The organism is Bacillus sp. F2HM (assembly GCF_019266135.1).
Classification (GTDB): Bacteria; Bacillota; Bacilli; order Bacillales; family Bacillaceae; genus Bacillus; species Bacillus safensis.
This window is the reverse complement of the sequence record NZ_LRMO01000011.1, coordinates 346808-359045: the sequence shown is the minus strand read 5'-3', so window position 1 is coordinate 359045 and position 12238 is coordinate 346808. Positions and strand designations below refer to the sequence as shown.

The following is a 12238-nucleotide window of genomic DNA, read 5'->3' as shown; positions in this document are numbered from 1 at the left end:
CTTTGTCTACAAGCTGAGACCTTTACAGTGTAAAGGTCTTTTTCTTCTCCACCATTTACTCTGCTCGGTTTTGAAGAATCGTTTGAATTTTTGTCACCATTAAGTCGATCGCCACATGGTTTTGGCCGCCTTCTGGGATGATGATATCGGCGTATCGCTTTGTCGGTTCAATGAATTGATTATGCATCGGTCTGACAACAGATACATATTGTTCAATCACAGAATCGATCGACCGGCCTCTTTCCTTCGTATCGCGTAAAATGCGGCGAATGATGCGAAGGTCTGCATCTGTATCGACATACAGTTTAATATCCATTAAGTCTCTCAAACGTTCGTCTTCGAGCGCAAAGATACCTTCAACGATAATGACATCCTTTGGCTCAACATGAACCGTCTCTTCTGAACGTGTGTTTAGTTTAAAATCATATATTGGTTTTTCAATGGATTCGTACCTTAAGAGCTGTTCCAAATGCTCAAACATCAGGTCATTGTCGAATGCAAGCGGATGATCATAGTTCGTGAGCAGGCGCTCTTCAAATGGCATATGACTTTGATTTTTGTAATATAAATCTTGCTGAAGCATGAGGATGGAATGTCCTTTAAATTTTTCATAGATTGAATTGGTGACGCTCGTTTTACCTGAACCCGAGCCGCCAGCAATACCAATGACAACTGGTTTACTCCTCATGTGGCTGTTATTTCCCCTTTCTCATCATGTTGCTAGGGTATACTTTTTGATCAAGCTTGAATTTGACGATTTGCAGCGGATGACGAGCGGCATCTAGTTCATTTCCTTTTTCATCCCAAATCGTTTCAATTTTGCATGTGAAATTCTCAATTTCCGGTCCGAAGAATTCGACTTCGTCGCCAGCTTTAAAAAAGTTACGCTGCTGCAATGTCACAATTTGTTCTTTTTCATCATAATGAAGAACAAGACCTGCGAAATCAAATGTGGTTTTCTTTCCATGAATGCCAAACATTTGTTCATCCGTTCCTGGTACGCCTTCGAAAAAGGCTGGTGCTGTGTCACGGTTTGCGCATTTATCTAATTCATCTAACCATTCCTGCTGAATGACAAAATTGTCTGGATCAGCACAATACGCATCAATGACTTTACGATACACACTGACAACAGTGGCAACATAATGAATGGATTTCATCCGTCCTTCGATTTTTAAGCTGTCAATTCCCATTTCGATCATTTGAGGAATGGATTCAACAAGCTTCAAATCTTTTGGACTCATCGCAAATGGTGCATCCTCTTCACCAAATAATGGTGCTTCCTCAGAACCTTCTAGTTTATAAAGATCATAATCCCAGCGGCAGGACTGGCAGCAGCCTCCGCGGTTGGAATCTCTTGCCGTCATATGGTTACTGAGCACGCAGCGGCCAGAGTATGCGATACACATCGCACCGTGAATGAATGTTTCGATTTCAATATCGACCTTTTCCTTCATTTCTCTAATTTCTAGCGCACTTGTTTCACGTGCAAGCACCACACGCTCAAGCCCTTCTTCCTTCCAAAATTGAACAGCTTTCCAATTTGAAAGAGATTGCTGTGTGCTTAAGTGGACTTCAAGCTTCGGTGCAACACGTTTACATGTTTCAATGATCAATGGATCAGCTACGATAATGCCTGCTACTCCAGCGCCTTCAATCCCTTGAAGGTATTCCTCCAGCCCGTCCATGTTTTCATTGTGGGCGAAGATATTCGTTGTCACATAAATGCGTGCGCCATATTTGTTTGCAAATGCGACGCCCTCTGCCATTTCTTCAATTGAAAAGTTATCTGCATTAGAGCGAAGCCCAAATTCTTTCCCGCCAATAAAAACAGCGTCAGCTCCATAATGTACAGCAATTTTCAGCTTTTCCAAGTTTCCTGCGGGTGCAAGCAGTTCTGGTTTTTTTGTAATGACACGTTTCCCATCAATCATTTCAGAAATACCATCTTTCAATAATGCCATTTCCTCTGCCTCCTCTTATATTAATAAACCGTTTCTTTAAAGAAGAATCCTGTATCAATCGAACGATTCACTGGCTGAATTTCTTCAATCCGCTTCACCCAGTCCTCTTTCTGATCTTCATACGCGTCTTTGTCAGTCGTTAGTAAATCAATTGCTTTTCTATAAAGTGATGTCACCTCTGTTATATAAGAAAGTGACTTTAAAATTCCGTCAATTTTAAATGAGTCAATGCCTGCGTCAACAAACTCTTCTAATTCGTCAATCATACACACATCATTTGGACTCATAATATGTGTCCCGTTTGCATCCTCGAAAATAGGGTATTTGTTTTGACGCTCTTGGTCATGCAGGAATAGCCCTTCCTCCATATTTCTGCCTACGACATCCATTTGTTTGCCCTGGTATTCAAAGTAGTTGCCGATGAGCGTACGTTTTGATTGAAACATACATGTCATGCCATGGACTTGAATTTCAATCTCCACCTCAGCATTTTCTTTGATGTCGATCACACTGTCCATATTCAGCTCTTTTGCAAGAACAGCACGCGATGCACCTTTTCTGCCCCAGTAGTTACAAGTGTAATAGTTTGTCCCAGTCGTTTCTGTACTCCAGTGAAGATTCAGGTTCACTCCTGTTTCCTTTGCAGCCATGATCACGGCTGGGTCTCCAAAGACGACACCATCCACGTTTAATGAATCGAGAAAAGTTAAATAATCTCCAAGCAGCTGGACGCGGTCATTATGAAAAATTGCATTCATCGCCACATACACTTTTTTCTGATAGGCATGTGCAACCTCAACCGTTTGTTTCACATCTTCTCTTGAAAACTCACCCGCAAGACGAATACCGTATGTTTGTTCGCCTATTAAGAATGCATCAGCTCCTGCCTCAATTAATGGCATGACGTCTGACACGCTGCTTGGCGTTACAAGCAATTCTGGTTTCTTCATGATTGGTCACCTCTTTTTGTACTAATGGCGATCCCGTCTCCAACTGGAATAATGCACGTTTGGAAATCAGGGTTTGACATGAGCCATTGATTGTATCGATCAATTTTTCCAATTAATTGTTTTTTTCGTTTATCTTCAATTTCTTCTTCATAATTCGTTGCCACTAAGCCTTTGAATAATACATTGTCTGTAATAATCATTCCGTCATGAGCGAGCATCGGTTCAAACAATTCAAAAAAACGCTTGTACTGCCCTTTTGCAGCATCAATAAAAATCACATCATAGGGCGCCATCGTTTGGACCGTTTTAGCCGATTCCATCGCATCACCAAAAAACACGTGTATTCTTTCTTTTAACTTTAATTCCTCAATGTTCCGTGTCGCTTCTTCATAGCGCTTTGCATTTCGCTCAATCGTATAAATCTCAGCATCTGGCAGAGCTGTTGCCATTCGAATGGCGGAATAGCCAATCGCTGTCCCAACCTCAAGAATTTTCTTCGGCTTTTTCATCGAAAGAAGCTGCAGTAAAAGCTCGATGCTCACCTTTTCCATAATTGGCACATGATGCTCTTTTGCATAGATCTCTAATTGAGCGATTGCATCAGGACTTGGGTGAATTAAATGTTCAATATAATCATTTATTCGATCATCTTCGATAGTCATTATCTGTCTAGCTCCTTCATGACCTGAAAAAGAAGAGTCCTGCCTGTTGCAGCTCTCTTTCTCGTCAATCTTTCGTTCATCTAAGTAAAAACAACCCGATATATTTTACCACAAAGAAGTGGTAATTGCGAACCTATAAAATGGATATTTCAACGAAAAAAACTGCAGGCAATCTCGTGTTGTCTACAGTCTTTTTCGATTCACTTGTACGTTAATTGCTGCCTGTGATGTATTTCGCTTTTGCTTTATTATGCTCATTTAACGTTTTCGTAAATATGACCTCTCCATTTTTCTTCGCAAGGAAGTAAACGTAATCCGTTTTCTCTGGATGCAGTGCGGCTTTCCAAGAGGATTCACCAGCATTTGCAATAGGTCCAGGCGGCAGCCCTTTGTTGTTATACGTGTTATAAGGAGATTTCACTTTTAGGTCTTTGTAATACACGCGGGATTTATGCTCACCAAGTGCATAAAGAACGGTTGGATCAGTTTGAAGCGGCATGTCCTTTTTCAACCGGTTATAGAATACACTTGAGATTTTTGCCCGATCTGTCTTTTCTGTTGCTTCCATTTCAATCAGTGAAGCCATCGTTAACACATCATGTATGGACATGTTTCTCTTTTTCATGTCTTTTTCATACGTTTTCACGTATTGATCTGTTTGTTTAATCATCGTTTCAATGATCGTTTCGAGCGATTCATCCTCACGATAAAATGGATACGTAGCAGGGAATAAATAACCCTCCAACGGATGTTTCACCTGTTTTCCATTCACCTGTGATGTCACGGTTTTCGGATATTTTTTCATTAGTGTTTGAATAAAATCAGGATCATCCAGCTTTGCTTCAACTTCTTTCGCTGAAAAATTCGTCTGATTTGCAATAATGGCTGCAATATCAGACAGCTGTCTTCCCTCTGGAATCACAAGCTGAAAGGCGTAATCTGTCCCGCCAGATGTCAGCTTTTTGATCAGCGTGTCTGCGTCCATTGTTTGTTTTAAATGAAAATATCCCGCTTTAAAGCCGGACGCCTTTTTGTATTTTGCATAATAAGTAAAAATCGTGTCATTCGAAATGAGCCCATTTTCTTTTAAAATGCCCGCAATTTCGCGGACAGATGTCCCATTTGGAATATGAATATTAATGGTTTGTTTGCTTTTTTGATCGACCGGTCCGAGTGCTGATTTAACATATAAAAAGCCTGATAATGCTGCAATGATGATGACAGCAAGGACAGATAACAGGACGATCCCCATTTTTCTTTTGAAGAATAGTCGTTTCTTTTGTTCTGAAAACATGCATGGCCCTCCTCACATCTAGCTTTTATAGTACATGATTCGACGGAGTTCGGCAATTCCTTGCTTATGCATGTCATGACAGAACTTGACATAACACGGCTAAACCAATGCCGCCACCACTTCCAATAGCAGCCATGACATAGCTTCCATTCGATAAGGCGCGCCCTTCATAAAATAATCTCACCATCATAGCAGCTCCTGACGCGCTGTAAGGATGCCCAAGGCAAAGTGCACCGCCTCTTCTATTGATCCGGTCATATGGTATCCCCAGCGTCCGGGCAATAAGTGCAGCTTTCAGCGCAAACGCTTCATTGATTTCAAATAGCGCCACTTCCTCTGCCTTGATGTTCTCTTGATGTAAAAGCTTCTTGATCGCATCAATTGGTGAAGCTGCTGGAAAATGAGGATGTATCGCTGTCACAGCACTTCCGGCATACCGTAGCATCGCCTTATATCCACTTGCTTCCGCTAGCGATCTTTCCATCACAGCGACGGCGGCTGCTCCGTCTGCTTCCTTACAGCTATTGGCGGCGGTCACAGTTCCTTTTCCCGGTAAAAATACAGGCTTTGCCCGCTTGATCAACTTTGCCATCGGTCTTATTTTAGCAGCCGCTTCATCTATGTTCATCCCGTCAATCGAAACGATTTCTTCTGAATATGTACCATGTGTGAATGCCGCTAAACTTCTTTCCCAGCTTAAAAGGGCATAGTCATCTTGTTCTTTTCTCGTGACAGAAAATGCCGACGCGGTCAGCTCTGCTGCTTCTCCCATATGCGGATCTCCTATCCACTCCGGTGAAAAGCGGGCTCTCTCTTTCATTGGTGATCTGGAAATGCTCTCAGTCCCGCCAGCGATATACATCGTGCCCTCCCCCGATTGAACCATGACGCAAGCTGTTCGGATCGCTTCAAGACCAGAGGCACACTGCCTGTCAATCGTCATACCAGGAACATGTAAAGGAAGACCTGCTTCTAATGAGGACAGACGGGCTATATTTCCACCGCCTCCGACGACATTGCCTAATATGATATCATTCGGCGTCCTCATCTGAGACAAATGCCGAATAAGGGGAGCGGCTAATTGCTCTGGGCGATAATTTTTCAGCATTCCATTTTTGTCACCGAAGGGTGTTCGTTTTGCTTGTACGATCACTGCTTGCATGACAATTGCTCCTCCGCCCACTTTTTCATGCTCGCGCGGGCTATTTTTCCGCCGGATGTTTCAATCATTTGATCAATCACAAGCCATTTTTTTGGTACCTTGTAGGCCGCCAGCTTTTCTTTAACAGCTTGTCGAACCGCCTTTATTTGCTGCACTTGCTCCAGTATGGCAACAGGGATTTCACCCCAATATGGGTCAGGAACGCCAACCACAATCGACCGTTTTACCTCTGGCTGTTCATTTAGCACACGCTCAATTTCCTCTGGGAAAATATTCAGTCCTCCATAGACAATCATGCCATTCTCACGGCCGCTCATATACAGATAACCGTCTTCATCCAGCCATCCCATATCGTAAACTGTCAGCCACTCCTCCGGCGGTTTCTGCTCATGTAAGTAACCTGAAAAAGTCATTGGGCTCTTTACATAAATCCTCCCTGTTTCATTTGGCTGACAGACAGATTGATCGGGCCGCCTTACTTCTACTTGAATGGAGGAGAAAGGCCGTCCAACAGAAGAAGGTTTTTGCAAAAAGTCATTTGAAGACAAATAAGAGACAAAACTTAACTCTGATGTGCCATAAAAATCAAAAAAAGTAACATGTGGATAGTTGGTGACGAGCTGTTCTTTTGAAGAGATGCTCCAATCTGCTCCCGATGACATGACAAGAAGCGAATTGTCCCCTCTAAAAGCATCGATTTGCAGTAACGTTTCTGTCATTGTTGGGACGGTATACATAACAGTGATATCACCTGTCTCTAAGGCTTTCTTCGCTTTTACTGGCACAAATTTTTCTAAAAGCGTCACTGTGCCGCCAAAGTATAATGTACTGATGGCACCATATAAAAAGTGAGAGGATAAGAGTGTACCTAATATAAGAGCATGATCTTGATGAGTGATTCCAAATGAAGCGGCAGTCATTCGAAAGCTCTCGATCCATGAATGCTGACGTCTAATAAAGGCTTTAGGTGAGCCCGTTGATCCTGACGTAAATCCCATATAAAAGACAGGATCTTTCTCGGTATCGCAGCTGTTATATGGACTGTCTGTGAGAAGGCTCATTCTTTCCTTCCATTCAGATAAAGAAAGAAGCGGCATGTCCACGCTTCCCTGTTCAAATCTCTTTATCAATCGATCCTCTATAATGGCGAGATCCGCCTCACTTAACAAGAGCTTTTCGACACATTCTTCATGACTCCATCTCGGATCAAGCGGAACGGCTGTCCACCCTGCACAAGCAGCGCCCGCAAATATTTGCAAAAAAGAAGCACCATTTGATAATAAAAAAGCTATTCTTTTTTGCTGATGAGCCGTTCCTTGTAACCACTGCGCTGATCTCTGCACACGTTCATACCAATCTTGATATGTAATGCTTTCTTGCTCATCTATGATGGCAATCTGATCTGGTTTCATTTCTGCATGTACTGCATAGCTTTCCGTTATTCTGTTCAAACTGCACGCCTCCCTTTATGCAGATCCCTTTTTCGATATGACATGGCCTGTATGATTTTGACCGTAAAGACAGCACACATTCCCGCTTTGATGAGATCACCTGGAAGATAAATCAAACTAAGGAAAGCGGCCTGCGAGACCTTAATATGCATCATCATGGCTTGAAAGGGGATGCCGCACATATACAAAATCACAATACTGCAAACCGCATAGATCACAAAAAGACGCAGTGCGGTTACTTTTTTCAGCCGGTTCACCCATAAGCTGATCATGAAGGCAGCAACAGGATAAGCAAGAAGAAAACCACCGCTTGGACCAAAAAAGACCCCTATCCCGCCTCTCCCGCCTGACAAAAGAGGTGCGCCTGCTGCCACAACCAAAAGAAAAAGACATAAACTGATCAGTGCTTGTTTTGGCTTTAACAGCCCCCCAGCAAGCAAAAGACCTGCGGTTTGCAATGTAATCGGTACAGGTGTAAATGTAAGTAAAATCGGCGGGATCAAGCCTAACATCCCGATGACCGCTGTCATTAACGCTATTTGCATCATATCTTGTATTTTCAATCTCCATGCCCCTCACTCAATTTATTGTTAAAAACAGAGTAAAAGGTACAATTCATTATGTCAACATAAAATAAAATTAAGTTAACATAGTAATCGTAAAAAAAGACCTGTGAAGAAAGATCAAGAAGATCTGTTCACAGGCCTTGTATTTGTTCTATTCTTCGTCTTCTTGATCTAAGAACGTATTTAACGTTTCTTCAATCATGTCCCATTCTTCATCCGTTTCAATCGGCTCTAGCTCGCCATCTTCACCGTCTTCGTTCGGTGTAAAGCTTGATGCATGAATTTCAATTTCCTCATTGTCTTGTTCAGAAATTGGGTAGTAAAGGACATAAGATTTGTTAAAATGGTCGCTTTCAAAAGTAAATAGTACTTCGCAAAGCTGTTCATTTCCATTATCATCAACGATTGTAATTTGCTTTTCTCCGTGTTCCATTTGATTCACCTCATTTTAATTTAAGCTGTCTAAATATCCTTGCAGGATCATGACAGCCGCCATTTTATCAATGACTTTTTTACGCTTTTGTCTGCTCACATCTGCAGAGATGAGCATTTTTTCCGCTGCCATTGTCGACAGACGCTCGTCCCAAAGCACAACAGGAACATTGTACGTGTTTTCTAGCACTTTCGCAAATGATTGGCTGGCTTCGCCTCTAGGACCGACCGTACCGTTCATATTTTTTGGAAAGCCAAGTACAATTTTATCCGCTCCAAATTCTGCAACGATCTCAGACAGGCGGCTGAGACCAAAGTCTCCGCCTGCTTCATCAATTTTAATTGTTTCAATCCCTTGCGCTGTCCATCCCATTTCATCACTGATCGCAACACCAAGGGTTTTCGTGCCTAAATCTAAGCCCAAAATTCTCATGTTTTACGCCTCTTTATGTGTCTCTAAGTACGATTTAACCAATTCCTCAATTAATTCGTCTCGTTCTAGTTTACGAATTAGGTTGCGTGCATCCTGATGTCTTGGAATATAAGCAGGGTCGCCTGACAGCAAGTATCCGACAATTTGATTGATCGGGTTGTATCCTTTTTCTTGGAGTGCGTCATGAACTGTAATGAGCACTTCATTCACATTGGTTTCAGCTGAATCATCAGAGAAGTTAAACTTCATTGTCTTATCAAATGAACTCACTGCTTCTTGCACCTCTCTTCCAACATTCTACTAGCAAGCTTTTTTCTAACCGCTCATCTAATACCATTATTCTACACTACATTGCCTGATTATAAAACGGATTTGACAGATTCTTCGACAGTTGCCAGTGCTTCTTCAAGCTTTTCTGGTTGTTTTCCGCCTGCTTGAGCCATGTCTGGACGTCCGCCTCCGCCTCCGCCGCAGATTTCAGCTGCCTGCTTCACAAGCTTCCCTGCATGCAGACCTTTTTCGATCACGTCTTTTGTTACTCCTGCTGAAATGTTTACTTTTCCATTTTGAACGGCTCCCAGGACGATGACAGCTGATCCTAATTTAGCTTTTAAGTCATCAACCATTGTTCTTAAATGGTTCATGTCTTTAGCATTTACTTTTTCAGTTAATACTTTCACTCCGCCAACTTCTGTCACTTTCTCTAAAATAGAGCCTGCTTCTGCTTGGCTTAATTTCGCAAGAAGAGATTCGTTTTCTCTTTGAGCCTCTTTTAAATCTGCCTGTAATGAAGCAATCCGTTTTGGTACATCCTTCGTATTTGACTTCAGCTCACTTGCTGCCTGTTCTAATATCGCCAGCTGGTCATTTAATTCTTCATAAGCACCTTTACCAGTCACAGCTTCAATACGGCGTGTTCCAGCACCAATACCCGACTCAGATGCAATTTTAAACAAACCGATTTCCGCAGTGTTTTGCACGTGACAGCCGCCGCATAGCTCGATGCTGTAATCGCCCACTTGGACAACACGGACAATATCGCCATACTTCTCGCCAAAGAGCGCCATTGCACCCATTTCTTTTGCTTCAGCAATTGGTTTCAAGTCAATGGCAACAGAGATGCCTTCCCAAATTTTTTCGTTGACGATTTTTTCAATTTGAGACAATTCTTCTTTCGTCACTTGTCCAAAATGAGAGAAATCAAAGCGAAGTCTGTTTTCATTTACCAATGACCCTGCTTGGTTCACGTGGCTGCCTAATACATCTTTCAGCGCCTGATGCAGAAGGTGTGTCGCTGTATGGTTTTTGACAATGCCTTTTCGAAGAGCTGATTCCACTTCAGCAGTGACCTCGAGACCTTTTTGAGCCGTACCGCTTACGACGACTCCTTCATGGACATGCTGACCGTTTGGCGCTTTTTTCACATCTTTGATCTCAATGATGGCTTCTGCACTTTTTAGTGTCCCTTTATCCGCTACTTGTCCGCCGCTTTCCGCATAGAAAGGCGTTTCATCTAACAAGATTTGCACCGTGTCTCCTTCATGTGCTTCAGAGACAAGTTCACCATTTTGAAGCAGTTCGACAATGCGAGTTTCCGCAGTTAAATTTTCGTATCCAACAAAGGTACTTTCCACTTTAATATCGCCTAAAGCGCCGCCTTGAACCTGCATACTGCCGACATCTTGTCTCGCATTTCTTGCCCGTTCACGCTGCTTCTCCATTTCCGCTTGGAAGCCTTCTCGATCAACTGTCATGTTTTCATCTTCTGCGTATTCTTCTGTCAGCTCGACAGGGAATCCATACGTGTCATACAGCTTAAATACATCTTCACCTGAAATCTGTGAGCTGCCTTTGTCTCTTTCTTTTTTGATCACTTCTGACAAAATCGCTAACCCTTCATTCAGTGTTTCATGGAAACGTTCTTCTTCGTTTTTGATGACTTTCGCAATAAATTCTTCTTTTGCTTGTACATCTGGGTAGAAATCCTTCATGATCTCAGCAACAACTGGCACTAGATCATACATAAACGGACGGTGGATATGGATCGTTTTTGCATAACGCACAGCGCGGCGCAGCAAACGTCTCAATACATATCCGCGGCCTTCATTGGAAGGAAGCGCACCGTCACTTACAGCAAAGGCAACTGTCCGGATATGGTCAGCAATGACTTTAAATGCTGTATCTTTTTCCTTCGCCAAACCATAGCTTTCTCCAGAAATGGTTTCGACTGCACGAATAATGGGCATGAAAAGGTCTGTATCGAAGTTCGTTGGCACATTTTGAATGACAGATACCATTCGTTCAAGGCCCATCCCTGTATCAATGTTTTTCTTCGGCAGTGGAGTGTATGATCCATCTGGATTATGGTTGAATTCAGAGAACACGAGATTCCATACTTCTAGATAACGCTCGTTTTCTCCGCCTGGATATAATTCTGGATCGTTCATGTCGTCACCGTATGATTCACCGCGGTCATAGAAAATTTCTGTATTCGGTCCGCTTGGACCCTCGCCAATATCCCAGAAGTTTCCTTCAAGACGGATAATACGTTCTTCAGGCACACCAATTTTATCTCTCCAAAGAATATATGCTTCTTCGTCCTCTGGGTGGACTGTCACAGATAACAAATTCGGATCAAAGCCAATCCACTCTTCACTTGTGAGGAATTCCCACGCCCATTCAATGGCCTCTTCTTTAAAATAATCACCAATAGAGAAGTTGCCAAGCATTTCAAAGAACGTGTGATGGCGTGCTGTCTTCCCTACATTTTCAATATCATTCGTACGAATCGATTTTTGCGCGTTGCAAATACGTGGATTGTCAGGTACGACGCGGCCATCAAAGTATTTTTTTAATGTTGCCACCCCACTGTTGATCCATAAAAGCGTCGGATCGTCATGCGGTACAAGTGACGCACTTGGTTCTACAGCATGTCCTTTTTCTTTAAAAAAGTCTAAAAACATTTGACGTACTTGAGCTGAAGTTAAAGTTTTCATTCAAAAATCCTCCCTTTTCATTCATCAATCTCCACACAAACGAAAAAACACCCCGCCCTATGCAAGCACAAAACGACTTACACAGGGACGAGATGTTCTCGCGGTACCACCCTGATTATAGACACATTCGTCTATCACCTTCACATCCGATAACGCCGGAAGAGAGCGGCAGTGTTTATCTGCACTCGGGACTAGCTTCCGTTAAAGGTCTGATAAGGCTTTTCTCAGCAAATAAAGCCTCTCTCTGCAACAGCTTTTTAACGTACTCGGGTCCGTCATTGAATTTCAATATGTATGAATCGAAATTATTATAGACAACTCGGCTCGT

12 protein-coding genes and 1 other annotated feature are annotated in these 12238 nt (G+C 42.6%); all 12 genes read right to left on the bottom strand.

Going from position 1 to position 12238, the window contains the following annotated elements; all coding sequences use genetic code 11:
* Positions 1-55 precede the first annotated feature (55 nt).
* A complete protein-coding gene (udk, locus tag AWT60_RS08780; RefSeq protein WP_024423106.1) occupies positions 56-688 on the bottom strand; it encodes a uridine kinase in 633 nt (210 codons plus the stop codon).
* A gap of 7 nt (positions 689-695) precedes the next feature.
* Positions 696-1964 (bottom strand): peptidase U32 family protein, encoded by a 1269-nt coding sequence (locus AWT60_RS08775; RefSeq protein WP_034661487.1) that lies wholly within the window; start codon positions 1962-1964, stop codon positions 696-698.
* 20 nt (positions 1965-1984) lie between these two features.
* On the bottom strand, positions 1985-2914 hold the full coding sequence (locus tag AWT60_RS08770; protein WP_218677142.1) for a peptidase U32 family protein: 930 nt from the start codon (positions 2912-2914) through the stop codon (positions 1985-1987).
* Positions 2911-3576: an O-methyltransferase gene (locus AWT60_RS08765; protein ID WP_039180249.1), complete on the bottom strand. Its 666-nt coding sequence runs from the start codon at positions 3574-3576 to the stop codon at positions 2911-2913. Before AWT60_RS08765 ends, AWT60_RS08770 begins: the two co-directional genes overlap by 4 nt.
* A gap of 211 nt (positions 3577-3787) precedes the next feature.
* A complete protein-coding gene (gene mltG / locus AWT60_RS08760) occupies positions 3788-4870 on the bottom strand; it encodes an endolytic transglycosylase MltG (protein ID WP_218677141.1) in 1083 nt (360 codons plus the stop codon).
* 73 nt (positions 4871-4943) lie between these two features.
* Positions 4944-6032, bottom strand: a complete 1089-nt coding sequence (locus tag AWT60_RS08755) for an acetyl-CoA C-acyltransferase (RefSeq protein ID WP_218677140.1) — start codon at positions 6030-6032, stop codon at positions 4944-4946.
* Positions 6020-7483, bottom strand: coding sequence for an acyl-CoA synthetase (locus AWT60_RS08750; protein ID WP_218677139.1), 1464 nt, complete (start codon positions 7481-7483; stop codon positions 6020-6022). The genes AWT60_RS08755 and AWT60_RS08750 overlap by 13 nt, the downstream gene beginning before the upstream one ends.
* Positions 7480-8046, bottom strand: coding sequence for a biotin transporter BioY (locus AWT60_RS08745; RefSeq protein WP_041107025.1), 567 nt, complete (start codon positions 8044-8046; stop codon positions 7480-7482). The genes AWT60_RS08750 and AWT60_RS08745 overlap by 4 nt, the downstream gene beginning before the upstream one ends.
* A gap of 154 nt (positions 8047-8200) precedes the next feature.
* On the bottom strand, positions 8201-8482 hold the full coding sequence (locus AWT60_RS08740; RefSeq protein WP_024423112.1) for a DUF1292 domain-containing protein: 282 nt from the start codon (positions 8480-8482) through the stop codon (positions 8201-8203).
* A 15-nt stretch (positions 8483-8497) separates the two neighbouring features.
* Positions 8498-8914: a Holliday junction resolvase RuvX gene (gene ruvX / locus AWT60_RS08735; RefSeq protein WP_024427871.1), complete on the bottom strand. Its 417-nt coding sequence runs from the start codon at positions 8912-8914 to the stop codon at positions 8498-8500.
* 3 nt (positions 8915-8917) lie between these two features.
* Positions 8918-9184: an IreB family regulatory phosphoprotein gene (locus tag AWT60_RS08730; protein WP_008358522.1), complete on the bottom strand. Its 267-nt coding sequence runs from the start codon at positions 9182-9184 to the stop codon at positions 8918-8920.
* Positions 9185-9273: 89 nt separating this feature from the next.
* Positions 9274-11910, bottom strand: a complete 2637-nt coding sequence (gene alaS, locus AWT60_RS08725; protein WP_218677138.1) for an alanine--tRNA ligase — start codon at positions 11908-11910, stop codon at positions 9274-9276.
* Positions 11911-11990: 80 nt separating this feature from the next.
* Positions 11991-12198: a binding site (T-box leader), on the bottom strand.
* Positions 12199-12238: the final 40 nt, after the last annotated feature.